We start from the raw sequence: 16,557 nt of genomic DNA, 5'->3' as shown, positions 1-16,557 counted from the left end.
CCATCTTCCTAGGTCTTATAAAAAGCACCACCCCGCTCCCCCACTAGGCGGGGTCACGGGGCGGTGCGTGAGCTAAACCTCGAAATTTTTTAGGCCAGCGAAGCGCGGAGCTTCTTCAGGCGGGCAAGAGAGGAATCCTTGCCCAGAATCTCCATGGACTCGAAGAGCGGCGGGGAGATGCGCTGGCCGCTCATGGCGGTGCGCACCGGGCCGAAGGCCAGGCGGGGCTTGATCTCAAGACCGTCGACGATAGCTTCGCGCAGGGCAGCTTCGATGGTGGCGGCGGTGAAATCGGTCAGGCCCTCAACAGCGGTGATAGCCGCGTCGAGAACTGCCGGTGCTGACTCCTTGAGCTGCTTGGCGGCGTCCTCAGCAACCTCGATGTTCTCGTCGGCGGTGAAGAGGAAGCCCAGCAGGCCGGGGGCCTCACCCAGAAGCTGCATGCGCTCCTGTACCAGGGGTGCGGCCTCAGTCAGAATAGTCTGCTCGCGCTCGGTCAGCTGCTCAAAGCTCTCGGCTGAGACCAATTCAGCCTTGTGCAGGAAGGGAACCAGGCGGTTGCGGAAGTCCTCTGCTTCCAGCAGGCGGATGTGGGTGCCGTTGATGGCCTCAGCCTTCTTGACGTCAAAGCGGGCGGGGTTGGCCAGCACGTCCTTGATGTCGAAGGCAGCCACCATCTGGTCCATGGTGAAGATGTCTTCGTCGTGGGAGAGGGACCAGCCCAGCAGGGAGAGGTAGTTGAGCAGGCCCTCCTTGATGAAACCGGCATCCAGCAGGTTGTAGAGGCTGGATTCGGGGTCGCGCTTGGAGAGCTTCTTGTTGCCCTGGCCCATGACGTAGGGCAGGTGGCCGAATTCGGGGATGAAGCTGGTGACGCCCACCTCAACCAGGGCCCGATAGAGGGCGATCTGGCGGGGGGTCGATGACAGCAGGTCTTCACCGCGCAGCACGTGGGTGATGCCCATCAGGGCGTCGTCCACGGGATTGACCAGGGTGTAGAGGGGCTTGCCGTTGGCGCGGACGACCACGAAGTCGGGTACAGAACCGGCCTTGAAGGTGATGTCGCCGCGCACCAGGTCGTGGAAGGTGATGTCCTCATCGGGCATGCGCAGGCGCAGGACGGGCTGGCGACCCTCGGCCCGGTAGGCGGCCTTCTGCTCTTCGGTCAGGTCGCGGTCAAAGTTGTCGTAGCCCAGCTTGGGGTCTTCGCCCTTGGCCTTGTGGCGCTCTTCAACTTCTTCGGGGGTTGAGAAGTCTTCGTAAACGAAGCCGCCGGCCTTGAGCTTCTCTACTACCTCAGCGTAGATGTCCATACGTTCTGACTGGCGGTAGGGCTCGTGGGGGCCGCCGATACCGACGCCTTCGTCCCAGTTGATGCCCAGCCACTGCAGGGATTCGAGCACCTGGTTGAAGGATTCTTCGGAGTCGCGGGCAGCGTCGGTGTCTTCAATACGGAAGACCATGGTGCCGCCGGTGTGCTTGGCGTAGGCCCAGTTGAAGAGGGCGGTGCGCACCATGCCGACGTGCGGGGTGCCGGTGGGTGAGGGGCAGAAGCGGACGCGGGTTTCGCTGGGGTCGTTAAGTTTCAGAGCGTAATCACTCATGGATGTTGGCACATCCCTTTCTTCTTGAAAGCTGGTGGTGGGTTCTAGTTTACTCGCCGCTTTTCTTCAGCGCGGAACTTTGCTGAGGGCGGTAGTTTACTCCGCGCGGACGGTATTGATCAGGGAGCCGATGCCCTCAACCTCAATCTCGACCTCGTTACCTGCGCTCAGGCGTCCTACCCCTGCGGGGGTACCGGTGAGAATCACGTCGCCGGGCAGCAGGGTGAAGTATTCACTGGCGGCGGCGACAAGTTCGGCAACGGAGAAGACCATGTCGGCGGTGGTGCCGTCCTGCTTGAGGTCGCCGTCAACCCAGGTTTGGATGGTGAGGTCGTCGGTGTCCAGGTCGGTTTCGATCCAGGGGCCGAGGGGGCAGGCGCCGTCGAAGCCTTTGGCGCGGGCCCACTGGATGTCGGTTTTTTGGGCGTCGCGGGCGGTCAGGTCGTTGGCGACGGTGAAGCCGTAAATAACTTCGGGCACGCGGTCCAGGGGCACAGACTTAGCGATGCGGCCGATGACGACGGCAAGCTCACCTTCGAAGGAGACGTTATCTGACCATTCGGGCAGGGCGATGGGGTCGCCAGGGCCGATGACGGAAGTGTTGGGCTTGAAGAAGAACTGGGGGGTGGTGGGGGTTTCGTTGCCCAGTTCGGACGCGTGGTCGCGCCAGTTGCGGGCCACACCAATAACCTTGGAGCGGGGGATGATGGGGGCAAGCAGGCGGACGTCGGCGATGGGATATCGCTTATCGGTTGGGTTGATGCCGGTGTAGAAGGGGTCGCCGGAGAGGACAGTGATGGTCTCCTCGCCGGGCTCACCTTCAACCAGGCCAAAGTGCAGGGTATCGTCTACAGTAAATCGGGCAATGCGCATGGTTCTAGACTACCGGACTCGCCTCCCCCGCCCCAGAAGGTACCAGGTAAATCAAAAATGACCACCTGGTTCGTGGTCTTTTTTGACTTAGATGGTACCTACCTCTATAGGTTGACATCGTCCGCCCCGCTCCCCTACAATAATCACCAGTTCATGTTCCCTACGGAAGGCTCCCCAGTGGATTTTTCAGCGGCTCTCTAGACCACGCTGAAACCCCTCACCGCGGTTTTCAGCACTTCACCTTTTTGACGCTGAATGGATCGCACCCTCATGCCTATTTCCGTACCTGAACCCCACCTTTCTTTTAACAGCCTCAGCCTGATTTGGCCCGACGGTACCCCCTGTTTTGAAAACCTCACTGGCGCTGTCAGTGCCCCGGTCACAGCTCTCATTGGCGATAACGGCTCCGGCAAATCAACCCTGCTCAAGCTCCTAGCTGGCACCCTAGAACCAACGAGTGGCAGCATCAGCCGGCCCGGTACCGTGGCCTACCTGCCCCAGGATTTAGGACTCACCCCGCAGACCACCATCGCCGACCTCTTTGCTATCACCGACGTCCTCGACGCCCTCACCGCGCTAGAAGCCGGCGACTACTCAGAAGAGCTCTACGACCGGATCGGTGATAACTGGGACGCCGCCGAGCAAGCCCAGGCTGCCCTGGCCGCGTCCGGCTTCTCTCCTGCTCTAACCGCTACCGACGCCCGGGCCCTCATGCGACGCACCATCGGCACGCTCTCGGGCGGCGAGGCCGTCACCGCAGCCCTCACGGCACTGGTTGCCTCACACCCCGGCGTCCTACTATTGGATGAGCCCACCAACAACCTCGACGCCGACGCCCGCGCCACCCTCTACCGACTCCTAGATACTCTGCCTTGCCCCGTGCTCGTGGTCAGTCACGACCGCGACCTGCTCGAGCGGGTCGGTGAAGTGCTGGAACTCAGGCAGGGAACCCTGCGCTCTTTCACCGGCAACTACAGCGCCTACCGGCAGGCCATCGACAGCGAGCAGGACGCCGCCGCCCGCCACCTGCGCGAAGCCAAGCAGGTTGAGCGGCAGGAAAACCGGGAGCGTATCGAGGCTGAAACCAAGCTGGCCCGCGCAGCCCGGGCTGGGGCGACCGCCCAGGCTAACCGGCGGGGCTCGCGTATGTCGATGGGGCTGGCTGCTTCCTCAGCCCAGCGGTCAGCCGCTAAGGTTCGGCAGACCCACCAGGGCAGACTTGACGCTGCTACTGCAACCCGGAAGGCCCGGGAACGGGATATCCGCGAGGACCAGGCCATCTATCTTGACCTGCCCGGCACCCGGGTGCCAGCAGGTAAGAGGGTGCTGGAGCTAACCCTACGGCAGGCTGATAGGCAGGACGCCGGCACCCAGCCCGGTGCCCAGGAGCAGGCGGGCGACGGGGCGGCTGCTACTCCTCCCCTGCCTGAGCGGCTGATTGTCCAGGGCCCAGAGCGCCTACGGCTAGCCGGGGCTAACGGGTCAGGTAAGAGCACCCTTCTGAGGGCAATTATGGGAGATGCCCAGGCAGCCGACACTGCCCACTACACCTGCGACTACCGGGTAGCGAACACCGGCTACCTGCCCCAACGGCTGGCCCTCCCCCAGGACCAAAGCATGCTGCAGCTGGTCATGGACGCCAACCCAACGCTGACTGAGCAGCAGGTCCGCGATGATCTGGCCCGGCTGCTCTTCCGCCGGGAACGGGTGCACCTCCCCGTGGGTGTTCTCTCCGGCGGGGAGCGATTCCGCGTGGCCCTGGCAACCGTCCTTTTGGCCAGCCCGGCGCCCCAGCTGCTGATTCTGGACGAACCCACCAACAACCTCGATATGGCCTCGGTGGACTGGCTGGTGCAGGCGTTAGCCTCCTATGAGGGTGCGCTCCTGGTGGTCAGCCACGACGAAGCCTTCTGTGCGCAACTGGGCCTGACGGGCGTCCTGACCTTGCCCTAGAACAACTAGAAAAGACCATTTAAATCAGAAAAACCCACCTAGTTGGTGGGTTTTTCTGATTTAGGTGGTACCTACCAGAAGAGAGACTAGACCAGCTTCACGTTCCAGCCCAGGCGATCCTCAACCTTACCGGTCTGAATGCCTACCAGCTCTTCGCGCAGGGCCATGGTGACCTCACCGCCGTCCGAGCCAGAAGCCGAGGGGATCTCAAAGTCAGCGGCCTTGAGCTTACCCACGGGGGTAATGACGGCAGCGGTACCGCAGGCAAAAATCTCGGTGATCTCGCCAGAAGCTACGCCCTCGCGCCACTCGCTCAGGGTAATCTTGCGTTCCTCAACGGTGTGACCACGGTCCTCAGCCAGCTTAATGATGGACTTGCGGGTCACACCGCGCAAGATTGTGCCGGTCAGCTCGGGGGTGACGATGCGTCCGTCCTTGTAGACGAAGAAAACGTTCATGCCGCCCAGCTCTTCGATGGCGTCATCGCGGTTGGGGTCCTTGAAGATGACCTGCTTGCAGCCCTGGGCCTCGCCCTCCAGCTGGGCAGCCAGAGAAGCCGCGTAGTTGCCACCGCATTTAGCCTCGCCGGTGCCGCCCACACCAGCGCGGGCGTAGGTGGTTGAGAGCCAGATATCGACGGGCTTGGGGGTGCCGAAGTAGTTACCGGCGGGGGACGCAATGATGTAGAAGGAGACCTCGTGCGCCGGGCGAATACCCAAGAAAGCCTCGGTGGCAATCATGAAGGGGCGCAGGTAGAGGGATTCGCCCTCACCGGAGGGAACCCAGTCAGCGTCGATAGTCACCAGCTGGCGGATTGCCTCAACGAAGAGCTCTTCGGGCAGGTTAGGCAGCACCAGGCGGTCAGCTGACTTGTTCAGACGAGAAGCGTTTTCTTCGGGGCGGAAGGTGGTGATGGATCCGTCCGCCTGGCGGTAGGCCTTGATGCCCTCGAAGATTTCCTGGCCGTAGTGGAAGACGGACGCCGCAGGGTCCAGGCTCAGGGGGCCGTAGGGCAGAACCTGGGCGTTAGTCCATTCGCCGCCGTCGGTGTGGGTGCCGCGCCAGTCAATGCGCACCATGTGGTCGGTGAAGAAGTTGCCGAAGCCGGGGTTGGCGAGAATTTCGGCGCGGCGCTCGTCGCTGGCGGGGTTGGGGTTGCGGTTGATGGTGAATTCGAGTGACATGCTCATCCTTCAAACGGTGTCGTGGGGTCTGTTATCTAGGGTACCCCAGGGGCTTGTGCTCTGTTAGATAGCTTACGCAAGACCCCACCGGGTTTCGGTGGGGTACTGGCGTTTTAGTGGAGCTGGGCGAGGATTGCATCGCCTATTTCGTCGGTGGCGCGGGTTGCGCCGGGGTTGGCTGCGAGGTCTGCTTCTACTGCCTGTTCGATGCGGGTGGCGCTGGTCTCGTGGCCCAGGTGGCGCAGGAGCATGGCAGCGGCCAGGACGGTTGCGGTCGGGTTGGCCTTGTTCTGCCCGGCGATGTCGGGGGCTGAGCCGTGCACGGGTTCGAACATGGAGGGGTAGGTGCCGTCGGCGTTGATGTTGCCGCAGGCTGCGTAGCCGATGCCGCCGGTGATGGCGCCTGCCTGGTCGGTAAGGATGTCGCCGAAGAGGTTATCGGTGACGATCACGTCGAAGCGGGCGGGGTCGGTGGTGAAGAAGATGGTGGCTGCGTCGATGTGCAGGTAGTCGGTGGTGACTTGGGGGTATTCTTCAGCGACCTTGTTGAAGATGCGGGTGTAGAGGGCACCGGCGTTGACCAGCACGTTGGTCTTGTGTATCAGGGTCAGCTTTTTCTTCTCGCGGCTGGCTGCCAGCTCGAAGGCGTAGCGCACCAGGCGCTCGATGCCGTAGGCGGTGTTGACCGAGACTTCGGTGGCGATTTCGGCGTCGGTTCCGGCGCGGAGCACGCCGCCGTTACCGGCATAGGGGCCTTCGGTACCTTCGCGGACGACGACGAAGTCGATGTCACCGGGGTTGGTCAGGGGTGAGACAGCGCCGGGGAAGAGGCGGGAGGGGCGCAGGTTGATGTAGTGGTCGAAGGAGAAACGCAGGTTGAGCAGGATTTCTCGTTCGATTAGGCCGCTGGGCACGGCGGACGAGCGCGGGTCGGCTCCCACAGCGCCGAAGAGGATGGCGTCGTGCTGGGCGAGCGCGGTCTTGGTCTCTTCGGTGAGGGTCTGACCGGTTGCAAGCCAGTGTTCTGCACCGAGGGGGTATTCGGTGGAGGTGACTGTGATGTTGTCGAGTTCGGCGGCGCGGGTAAGGACGCGGTAGGCTTGGGCTACTACTTCGGGGCCGATGCCGTCGCCGGGGATGACGGCCAGGTTGATGGAGCTGTTTTCAGTCATGGTTTAAGGCTAGTCCTGCGAGCGCAGCTTTGCCCATATTTTGACTGGTGGTTTCATATATTGATCTAGGGTGTGAGGTGGTCGGTAGCTGGTAGGGTCGCTACCGGCTTATTGCCTGTGGGGGCTACTTCTAGAGTGGTGAGTCTGCCGCCTGCTAGATGGGCGAGGACGAGAGCGTCCCCGTCCTGGGTACCTACGGATAGGTAGGTGCGGGGCAGGTCCTGGTCGATGGGATCGCCCGGGTAAAGCAGGTTGTAGGTGAGGCAGGTGCCGCAGTCGCAGGTTTGCTCTATCTGAGCTTCTTCAAGGGCAGCAATCGCAGTCTTACGTTCTACTCTACTGAGCTCACGGTCGCTTGGGGTGAGGGGCTTGGCCAGGTGTAACACCGCCGCAAAGAAATTTTTTTCTTGTTCCATAGCCACACTATAAAACTGAACCACATGCCTTGTCACCAGCCCCAGAATTCAACTGGGGCTCAACAAGGCATGTGGTTCTATAGGTGGTGAGAACGGTTAGACGTTCTTCTCAATCAGCTCCTTGACCGCCTCAACATCGTTGGGCAGGTCGATGACGTGGCGGTCGGCGTCCATAATGCCGGCAAAACGCTCAGGGATAGCGGGCTCGGCGCCGGTAGCTTCAAGGATGGTTTCAGCGAACTTAACCGGCAGGGCGGTTTCCAGGCAGATAATGGGGGTATCCACCTTCTCTGCCCAGTCGCGGGCGACCTTAACGCCGTCCGCGGTGTGGGGGTCAAGCAGCACGCCCAGGCGCTCGTTGGCATCGCGGATGGTGGCGACGCGGTCAGCGTGGGTTGAGCGGCCCGAGGCAAAGCCGTAGCGCTCAGCCGCCTCTGCAAAGGCAGGGTCATCGGTCAGAGAGAACCCGCCCTGACGCACCTTGAGACCAAAGAGATCGGCGGTACGCTCAGCGTCACGACCTAGCAGGTCGTAGATGAAGCGCTCAAAGTTAGAGGCACGGGAGATATCCATGGAAGGGCTGGAGGTCTCGTAGGTATCAGCCGAGGAACGCACCCGGTAGTCGCCGGTGCGGAAGAATTCGTCGAGCACGTCGTTCTCGTTGGTGGCAACAATCAGACGGTCAATGGGCAGGCCCATCTGGCGGGCGATATGGCCGGCGCAGATATCACCGAAGTTACCGGTGGGCACGCAGAAGGAAACCTGCTGGTCGTTGCTTTCGGTAGCGCGAATCCAGGATGAAACATAGTACACAATCTGAGCCATCAGGCGGGCCCAGTTGATGGAGTTCACCGCACCAATGCGCTTATCAGCCTTAAAAGCGGCGTCAGCAGAAATAGCCTTGACCACATCCTGGCAGTCATCAAAGACGCCGTCGAGGGCAACATTGAAGATGTTTTCATCATCCAGACCGAACATCTGGGCCTGCTGGAAGGGGGTCATACGGCCAGCCGGGGTCAGCATGAAAACCTTGATACCGGGGCGGCCGCGCATAGCGTATTCGGCAGATGAGCCGGTATCGCCCGAGGTTGCACCCACAATATTGAGAGTCTCACCCCGGCGGCCCAATTCGTACTCAAAGAGCTCACCCAGCAGCTGCATGGCCATGTCCTTGAAGGCAGCGGTGGGGCCCTCAGACAGGTGGCCGATCAAAATACCGGGTTCCAGTTCGGTCACCGGAACGATCTCTTCTGAGGCGAACTTGGGGTAGGAGTAGGCCCGGGCGGTCATAGCCTTGATGTCTTCAGCCGGAATATCGTCGATGAAGAGCTGCAGTACTTCTGCGGCCAGGGCTGCGTAGCCTTCCTCAGCAAGCACAGCACGCCAGCGGGTCAGAGTGGCATCGTCGAGGGTGGGGTAGGTTTCGGGCAGGTAGAGGCCGCCGTCGGGGGCAAGGCCACCGAGCAGAATATCGGTGAACTTAGCTGGGGTGCGGGTGGTGTCGCGTGTTGAGATGTACTGCATGGGTATAAGCCTACCGAAACTGCCCGGCCAGTGGTGCTAGGCGCTCATAGTGCGGTATGAATTTGGGGTGCGGACGCCCGCCGCCGCCTTCCCGGGGCCGGGGCGGCTTTTAGACTTAGGAGGGTGGATACCCTACAGATAGAACTGGCTACTACCCAGCGCCGGAAGAAGCTGGTCAATGCGCTTGCTGTTGCCCTGGGGCAGATACTGACCCTGGTGATAACGCTTGCCTTTGGTCTTGCCATGGTGGAGGGCACCTGGGCGCTGGTTTATATAGCGGCCTGGCTGGTTGCTACGTCGAGTCTCTATTTCAGGTATTCCCGGCCGGTTCTGGTGGTGGTTCTGGTGGTGGTATCGCTGCTGGTTACCATACCCGCCCAGTACCCGGCGGTGGGTTCCTGGTGGGCTGCCCCGGTGATGGTTTACCACCTGGTGCGGTATTTTTCGAAGCCGGTGCGTATTGGAATTTTTGTCGCAGCTCTCTTAGCTTCAGTCGTCGGCGGGTTTGTTTTCGCCCGCCCCTTTCTGGTCTATAACCCCAGTTCCTTCGAGTTCTACGCCACCGCCCTGACCGCTGCTTTTATCTGCGCGGCGATTGTCACGATTGCCTGGTTCTTTGGCGACTCCCGGCGGCTTCGCGAGAACCGCCACCGGGCCCTGATTGAGCGCAACCGCCAGCTGGAACACGAGCGGGAGCAGGAGCGAGCCCTTGCCGCCCTCGATGAGCGGGCCCGCATTGCCCGGGAAATGCACGATATTGTGGCTCATTCGCTGTCTGTCATCATTGCCCAGGCGGACGGCGCCCGCTACGCTGCCGCTGCCCAGCAGGCTGGGAGCGGGGCGGGGGCGTCCGCGCAGAATGAACCCGTGGAGCTAGCCGCCCTGGGCACGATTTCTGAGGCGGCGCGGTCGTCCCTGCAACAGATGCGTACCCTGCTGGGGGTTCTGCGCACCGATGAGGGTACCACCGTTGAGCCCCTCCCGGCCCTGCACAACGTCCCCCAGCTCATTGAGCAAACCCAGAAACTGGGTATACCGGTGCGCTTTAGCACGGTATCGGGGGTTGAGGAGAAACTACCGCAGGGCGCCGACCTGACCATCTACCGTATTGTGCAAGAGGCCCTGACCAACGTGGCCAAGCACTGCCCGGGCACTCCCCTGGTGACCGTCACCATTAGCGAGGGTAAGCAGACCCTGGATATCGACATCACCAACCTGCCCCAGGCCGAGCCCACCGAGCCCCTGCCCGGTGCCCGTCGGGGGCTGCTGGGCATGCGCGAGCGCGTCGATATGTACCACGGCACCCTGCACTACGGCCGCCTAGCCGACGGGTCTTTTAGGGTGTTTGCCCAGATTCCCTTCGTGCCCTAGACCCGCTTAAATAAGAACCATCCAACCGACGATGACCAGGAGCGATAGAGTAAAACCGTGATTAGAGTTCTTCTTGTAGATGACCAGCAGCTTGTACGTTCTGGCCTGGCTATGCTGATTGGGTCGCAGGCCGATATGCAGGTGGTGGCCCAGGCCGGGGACGGCCAGCAGGCTATCGAGCTGGTCGCCGAGCTGCAGGCTGCAGGGCTGGGGCCTGATGTGGTGCTCATGGACGTGCGTATGCCGGTGCTCGATGGCATCGAAGCCACCGGAGCTATCATCGCAGCCCACCCCGAGGTCAAGGTGGTCATGCTGACCACCTTCGATATCGACGACTACGTCTATGCCGCGGTGCAACGCGGAGCCAGCGGCTTCCTGCTCAAGGACGCCCCACCCGAGCAGCTTCTCGGAGCCATTCGGACGGTGCAGCGCGGGGACGCCGTCATCGCCCCCAGCGCCACCAAGCGGCTCCTTGAGCAGATGATTCCCCACCTGGCAGGGGGCGCACCTACCCAGCAGGTACCTCAGAAACACGCTGAAAAGATTGCCAGCCTGACCAACCGCGAGCGCGAGCTCTTCTTACTCATTGCCCAGGGCCTATCGAACGGTGAGATGGCCCAGCAGCTCTTTGTTTCTGAGGCGACCGTCAAAACCCATGTCTCGCATATTCTGGCTAAGCTTGAGGCCCGCGACCGCGTGCAGGCAGTGATTATTGCCTACGAGGCAGGGCTGGTTTAACCTTCGATACTGAAAATTATTAGGGTCGGCAGCGAGCGTGAGTTTGCGGAACCTGTTTCATACGAGCCTATTTCATACCTAGGTATGAGGCCCGGCTCTTTCCAATCACTCCCTAGTGCGATGTGCCCTGCCCCACTGTCTTGCCATACTGGGTATATGAGCACCTCACACACTATTCCTATAGCAGTTTCTGCCCGGAACCTTTCGAAAACCTACGCAGGCGAGTCCCCCGTCCACGCCCTGCGCGATATTTCAATTGATTTTGAGCGGGGTAAGTTCACCGCCATCATGGGCCCTTCTGGCTCGGGCAAGTCCACCCTCTTGCACACCCTGGCAACTCTTGATTCTCCCGACCCTGACCCGCAAACATCACTTCAGGTTAAGGGAGTGGAGCTCACTGGACTTAAGGACGCTGCCCTAGCTGAGTTTCGGGCCCGTAATATCGGCTTTATTTTTCAGGCCTTCAATCTGATTCCCACGCTCACAGCGGCCCAGAATATGGAGCTTCCCCTGGGGCTGGCCAAGATGGCGGTTGATACCATCTGGCACGATGAGCTGGTACGTACCCTGGGCCTTGAGGACCGCCTCAAGCACCTGCCTTCGCAGCTCTCCGGTGGGCAGCAGCAGCGGGTGGCTATCGCCCGGGCCCTGCTCCCGCGCCCGGCCGTCATTTTTGCGGACGAACCCACCGGCGCCCTCGACTCGGCGACCAGTACCGAGGTGCTGGGGCTCCTGCAGCAGGCCAGCAGGGAACAGGGGCAGACCATTTTGATGGTGACCCATGACCCGCTCGCGGCCTCTTACGCTGATCGGGTGCTCTTGCTCAAGGACGGCCAGCTAGCCGGTGGTCTCGAAGCCCCCACCCAGACCAGTGTGCTCTCAGCCCTGGCAAGGCTAGGTGATTAAGATGGCTACCACCCTAAGTACCGTCGCTTTCTCTAACCTGGGCAAGCACCGCCTGCGTTTTGCCCTCACCTCTATCGGCATCGCGATTTCAGCCTTCTTTCTCACCGCTGTGCTACTGATTAATACCACCTTCTATGACGAGGTGAGACAGACAGCAGGCCAGAAGTACTCCACCGCCGATGCCGTTGTTGAAACCACCAACAAATTCACTCAAGGGGGCGCCACCGACTTCCTTCTCAGCAAGGAGCAGGCCGACCGGGTACTGAGTCTTCCCGCAGTTGAATCTGCCTGGGCAGTGGCCTCTACCTACTCCGTTATCCATACACCGGCTGAAGGAGAGCAGGCAGAGAGCACCTACAGCATCGTTCAAGCCGATATGCCAACCGATGCCTTCTTCCCCTACCCCCTGAAAGAGGGCAGCCTACCAGCGTCCACCCATCAGATAGTGATTACCGACCGGGCAGCAGAAGCTCTCTCTGTAGGGGTGGGCGGAGCGGTCGTCCTCGATGATCTTTCTACCGTAACCGAGCAAACCGACCTGGCAGAGCCCCTCCCCCAGGCGGCCTACACCGTCACCGGTATCTACGAACGCCCCACAGGCTACAGAGCGGGACCAGATATGGTCTTTACACCGGGTAACGGTGTAGCAAACTACATTGAACGCAGCCACGCCTATTGGGGTAACACCCCCGACGGCATCTACGAGCAGGTTCTTCTGAAGCTCAAAGACCCCACCTCCACGTCCTTAATGGAGCTCAAGCAGACTCTTACCAACTCTCCCGGCCTTACCGTCTCGTCGGTTGAGGAACAGATTAGAAACGACGTCGGCAAGGGAATGGGCAGCTACACTGCCCTGCTCTCTATTCTTTTCGGCTTTGGGGCTCTCTCGCTCCTTATGAGCTCCTTCATCATCGCCAGCACCTACAAGGTGCATGCGGCAGCCCGCTCCCGTGAACTGGCCCTGCTCCGCACCCTGGGCGCTACCCGCCTAGCGGTGGTGCGCATGCTCCTGGTTGAGGCAGCGGCTCTCGGCGCGCTCTCCTCCCTCGCAGGTATCATCACCGCCTACCTTGCCGCTCTAGTTTTCAACGAAAGTGGCCGCATCACCTTTAACCCGCTAGCGGGTGCTCTCGCCATGCTGGTCTGCACGCTCATTACCCTCGCCGCCGTGCTCAAGCCGGTCTGGGCAACCCGGGCTATACCGCCGGTGGCGGCGCTCAACGGCTACCAGGAGCTTCCGAACGCTCCCCGCACCAGGCACACCTGGGCTTATATCGGCCTCTGCCTTGTACTCACCCTGGCTACAGTAGTCTGCGCCCTAGCCGGGCTTCAGGAGAGCCATGCGGGTCTCATCATGCTGGCTACGGTTCTGGCCGCCCTTACCTTCGTGGTGGCAGCTCCCCTGCTCGTCGCACCGGGCCTCGCCCTGCTCCGAGTCTTTGCCCGCCCCTACTCCACCGCGGCCCTGGCCCACAGCAATATCGCCCAATCACGGGCGTCCGCCTCTGTGACCGTGCGTATGGTCTTTATCTGTGCCGCCTTCGTCAGCGCAGCCCTCACCGGTTATTCCACCATGCAGCAGAGCTTCATGGCAGAACTAGACCGCAACTACCCCTACGACGTTGAAGCGGTACTTACCGAACCAGACATCGCCCGCCTGCAGGAGATACAGCGCCAGGTCTCCCAGCTCGACGGTGTGGACGCCGCCCTTGTGGCCCTGCCCCAGGGTAGTGTGCTGACCTCGTCCGATAGCCGATTCAGCACAACGGTCTATTCCGTAGACCCCGAAACCTTCACCCGCCTGCACGGTGACCAGACCGGCCAAAAGCTGACTGAGCAGACGGTGCTGCTGAGCCAGGCCTACGCAGACTCCTTCGGGGTACAGGAGGGCCAGCAGCTCTACATCGAAGGAACCCGTGACGCTGTAGAACTCACCGTCAGCATCACCCCCGATACGCTGCGCGGCTTCCTCATCACCACGCAGAACGGCACCCTCATCAGCGGCACGGACCTAGTAGACCCCACCGGAGAGAACACCGAGGCTGGCCTGCTCCAGGCTAATTTTGACCCCGGTATCAGCTGGGGCGACCGCTTCTCGATGCTCAATCCCATCGCCGAAATCACCGGCCTCGACGCGGGTGAACTTTCGGGCGTAGCAACCGAAAAAGCCCGCTTACAGGATGATATGCGCTCAGTTCTCTGGGTCCTAGGGCTTCTATCGGCCTCACTACTGGTCTCGCTCGTGGGGCTTGCCAACACCCAGCTCCTGAGCACCCAGCAGCGGCGCAGGTCCTACGCCCTACTGCGTATCAACGGCCTCTCTAGCCGTCGATTGCAGGCTGCCGTCAGCTACGAAACCCTGCTATTGGCTGTCTTCGCCCTCATCTGGGGTAGCGTAGCCGGTGCGCTCACAGCCCTACTCCTGCTCCAGGTTTTTGCTGTCAACAATTTCACCCTGGTTTACAGCGTGCAGCCCTGGCACTACCTAGCGGTTATCGCAGGCGGCCTTGCCCTGGCCTGGGCCACGGTCTTTTTCCCGGCCAGGTCAGCCTCCCATATACCGCCGGTTGCTGCCCTGCAGGAGGTGAACTAGCAGGGCGGGGGCGGGCGTCCGCCCCTCAGAGAAGCGGACGCCCGCCCCTACCCTAGCTGGCAGAGGGGCTAGCGGTGGGGGTGGGTACCGTCACCGATGAGGTGTTCTTGGGGTCGGTCTTATCAGCGGCAACCCGCTCCCCGGCTGTAGCGTGAATCGCTTCGAGCTCTTCAGAGAACTGCTCAAGACGCTGGTAGACAGCCTCATAGTAGGAGTTCTTTAGGTCGGTGATAGAAGAGTCAAAGGAAATGCTCTCACGGCAGGAAATATCGGCCTGCAGCATCTTCTCGGCGCTATCGGCCCCCAGCAGGCTCGCGCTGTAGGCCGCCTGGTCGGTGCTCGATGCCTGGCCGAACCCCGCGTCCTTCATGCAGGTAGCCCACGACTCCTGCAGGGCCAGGTAGTTCTCATCGGCCCGCAGGCTGGTCTCAATAGCCTGGGCGAACTCGGGGGCCAGCAGGGCCGCCTTCACACCGCGCTCTACAGAGCCGTAGATGTACTCGTAGCTCTGGGCCATGCAGCCAGCCGAGTTCAGCTCACCGCTGGAGTACTCCATGAAGGTCACAGTGAAGGCTTCGCCGTCCTTACCCAGGTAGGCATCCAGCCCCGCCTGGTCAAAGCTAGCGGTCGCCCGCCCCTCAGCGGCAGGCAGCTGGCCGTAACCAGAGGTCTTTAGCTCCTCGGTGGTGCGACCCGTGTAGACAGCCGAATCCAGGGTCAGCCCAACCTCGGGCTCCTTGTAGCTACCGCCGGCCTCAGCCACACAGCGCTCCACAAAAGCCCGGCGGGCAGACTCAGCCTCAGCAGGCGGGAAAATCCAGGACTGCAAGCTGTCAATGTGCTCGGTCTTGGCAGTCTCTGCGGTCAACTCATCAAAGTTCTGAGGCTGCGAAGAACACCCGGCCAACCCTAAAGCTGTGAAACAACCAAGCACAGCGAGCCCTTTTACACAACGGTTCGTAAGTAATGACACGGCGTCCTCCCTAGATAATCAGCCTCAATTCTAACTACTATGAAGAAGCAGCATCACCACAATCATCGAATGAATCCACGACGACCTCGTCACAGAAAGCAGACTACTACCGTTATGACCTCCCTTGACCAGCAAGGACTTCAGACCAGCCGCCGTGGCCTCATGCGCTTTGCCGCACTCACAGGTGTGGCCGGTGTTGCCACCGCAGCAGGAACCGCAGCCATCAACGCTACCGCCCACGCAGCAGACGCAACCGCCAGCGTCTTCCCCTCAGATTTCACCTACCCCACCGTCACCGGCCCCTCCCTGGCCCTGTGGGGTAGCTCCTCCTTCGAAGGTGCCCAAGCCGACCAGGGCGTGCCTGCGGGGTTCAATGCGAGCATGGAAGCCCTGCTCAGCAGCTACCTTTCAGCACCGATTCTAGAATTCGGCCGCGGTGGCGAAACCTCCACCATGATCGCAGCCCGCCGAGGCGTAGCAACCAACATCTATAAGCTCTCCTTCCCCAACGACCGTATCCCGGCCAGCGGAAGCGTCAACATCACCCTGTCAGACTCTACATATGTTGCCTGGGGTGTAAGTGCCTATGTACCCGGCTACGTTGGCGGTGTAGCGGGTGTGCTCAAGGCAGGGACTACAGAGGGTACCTATACCTTCACCCGCGTTGTTCCCGGTGAAGAAATCTACGCTCCCGCCAATACTGAGGCTGCCTGGTTCTACTCCTACCAGGAGATGATTAGCCGCTCTTCCTACCATGTACTCCAAATCGGCCGTAATAATATCAGCGACTACGACCGCATCACTCAAGATACCCAGCGTTGCTTTGACTTAGCACCGGAGCGCACGATCGTTATGGGCCACTTCGCGTCAAAGGGTGATGCCCTGGACTCTGACCGTGTCAAGAAGGTCAAAGCCTATAATGAGTGGGCAGCAAGCACCTATGGCACTAAGTTCATGAACCCCGAAACCTATCTGCGCGAAACGACCCAGGAGTCTTGGCTGCGCTACGGTGCCCTTTCTGGCTCAGGTGTCTGGTCTTCAGACGAAGACCGCAAGGCTTACGAGGCCGGGCAGATTCCCCCGTCTCTGTATTCCTCCGACGGCCTGCACCTGAACGGCTGGGGTTACATTGCCCTGTCTCAGATGGTCTACTACAAGGTCACTGAGCTCGGCTGGTTCTAGCCTCTCGGGTGTAAGCATAAGGACGCGTCCCCCCACCTTTCCTGCGAAAGGTGGGGGACGCGTCCTTT

General features: G+C 61.1%; 13 protein-coding genes. 6 read left to right on the top strand and 7 right to left on the bottom strand.

What is annotated here, in order from left to right; translation table 11 throughout:
- Positions 1–89: 89 nt before the first annotated feature.
- Together gltX and ACRCJM_RS04265 are read right to left on the bottom strand one after the other, a co-directional pair.
- Entirely contained in the window at positions 90–1,604 is a 1,515-nt protein-coding gene (gltX, locus tag ACRCJM_RS04270; protein WP_431463926.1) for a glutamate--tRNA ligase, read from the bottom strand.
- Between the two features lie 96 nt (positions 1,605–1,700).
- Entirely contained in the window at positions 1,701–2,477 is a 777-nt protein-coding gene (locus ACRCJM_RS04265) for a fumarylacetoacetate hydrolase family protein (protein ID WP_237185915.1), read from the bottom strand.
- 270 nt (positions 2,478–2,747) lie between these two features.
- Between ACRCJM_RS04265 and ACRCJM_RS04260 the strand changes: the two genes are divergently transcribed.
- On the top strand, positions 2,748–4,430 hold the full coding sequence (locus ACRCJM_RS04260; protein WP_431463925.1) for an ATP-binding cassette domain-containing protein: 1,683 nt from the start codon (positions 2,748–2,750) through the stop codon (positions 4,428–4,430).
- An 86-nt stretch (positions 4,431–4,516) separates the two neighbouring features.
- On the opposite strand, the gene ACRCJM_RS04255 is transcribed toward ACRCJM_RS04260, so the two are convergent.
- The 4 genes from ACRCJM_RS04255 to thrC form a co-directional block, all read right to left on the bottom strand.
- Complete coding sequence (locus tag ACRCJM_RS04255) at positions 4,517–5,614, bottom strand: branched-chain amino acid aminotransferase (RefSeq protein ID WP_431463924.1); 1,098 nt, start codon at positions 5,612–5,614, stop codon at positions 4,517–4,519.
- A 113-nt stretch (positions 5,615–5,727) separates the two neighbouring features.
- The gene (locus ACRCJM_RS04250) at positions 5,728–6,786 is read right to left on the bottom strand and encodes a 3-isopropylmalate dehydrogenase (RefSeq protein ID WP_431463923.1); all 1,059 of its coding nucleotides are present in this window, start codon (positions 6,784–6,786) and stop codon (positions 5,728–5,730) included.
- 65 nt (positions 6,787–6,851) lie between these two features.
- Positions 6,852–7,202 carry a hypothetical protein gene (locus ACRCJM_RS04245; protein ID WP_431463922.1) on the bottom strand — a complete coding sequence of 117 codons (351 nt, stop codon included), beginning with the start codon at positions 7,200–7,202 and terminating at the stop codon, positions 6,852–6,854.
- A gap of 96 nt (positions 7,203–7,298) precedes the next feature.
- On the bottom strand, positions 7,299–8,726 hold the full coding sequence (gene thrC, locus ACRCJM_RS04240; RefSeq protein ID WP_431463921.1) for a threonine synthase: 1,428 nt from the start codon (positions 8,724–8,726) through the stop codon (positions 7,299–7,301).
- A 123-nt stretch (positions 8,727–8,849) separates the two neighbouring features.
- Between thrC and ACRCJM_RS04235 the strand changes: the two genes are divergently transcribed.
- From ACRCJM_RS04235 to ACRCJM_RS04220, 4 genes are all read left to right on the top strand, one after another.
- Entirely contained in the window at positions 8,850–10,097 is a 1,248-nt protein-coding gene (locus ACRCJM_RS04235) for a sensor histidine kinase (RefSeq protein WP_431463920.1), read from the top strand.
- 111 nt (positions 10,098–10,208) lie between these two features.
- Complete coding sequence (locus ACRCJM_RS04230; RefSeq protein WP_431463985.1) at positions 10,209–10,835, top strand: response regulator; 627 nt, start codon at positions 10,209–10,211, stop codon at positions 10,833–10,835.
- 156 nt (positions 10,836–10,991) lie between these two features.
- The gene (locus ACRCJM_RS04225; RefSeq protein WP_431463919.1) at positions 10,992–11,741 is read left to right on the top strand and encodes an ABC transporter ATP-binding protein; all 750 of its coding nucleotides are present in this window, start codon (positions 10,992–10,994) and stop codon (positions 11,739–11,741) included.
- A 1-nt stretch (position 11,742) separates the two neighbouring features.
- Entirely contained in the window at positions 11,743–14,334 is a 2,592-nt protein-coding gene (locus tag ACRCJM_RS04220) for an FtsX-like permease family protein (protein ID WP_431463918.1), read from the top strand.
- Positions 14,335–14,386: 52 nt separating this feature from the next.
- Here ACRCJM_RS04220 and ACRCJM_RS04215 read toward each other — a convergent pair whose 3' ends face one another.
- Positions 14,387–15,202, bottom strand: coding sequence for a hypothetical protein (locus ACRCJM_RS04215; RefSeq protein WP_431463917.1), 816 nt, complete (start codon positions 15,200–15,202; stop codon positions 14,387–14,389).
- A gap of 219 nt (positions 15,203–15,421) precedes the next feature.
- Between ACRCJM_RS04215 and ACRCJM_RS04210 the strand changes: the two genes are divergently transcribed.
- Complete coding sequence (locus tag ACRCJM_RS04210) at positions 15,422–16,489, top strand: hypothetical protein (protein WP_431463916.1); 1,068 nt, start codon at positions 15,422–15,424, stop codon at positions 16,487–16,489.
- Positions 16,490–16,557 lie beyond the last annotated feature (68 nt).

The organism is Rothia sp. L_38 (assembly GCF_050689125.1).
GTDB lineage: Bacteria > Actinomycetota > Actinomycetes > Actinomycetales > Micrococcaceae > Rothia.
The sequence above is the reverse complement of the archived record's forward strand: the minus strand, read 5'-3'. Positions and strand labels throughout refer to the sequence as shown.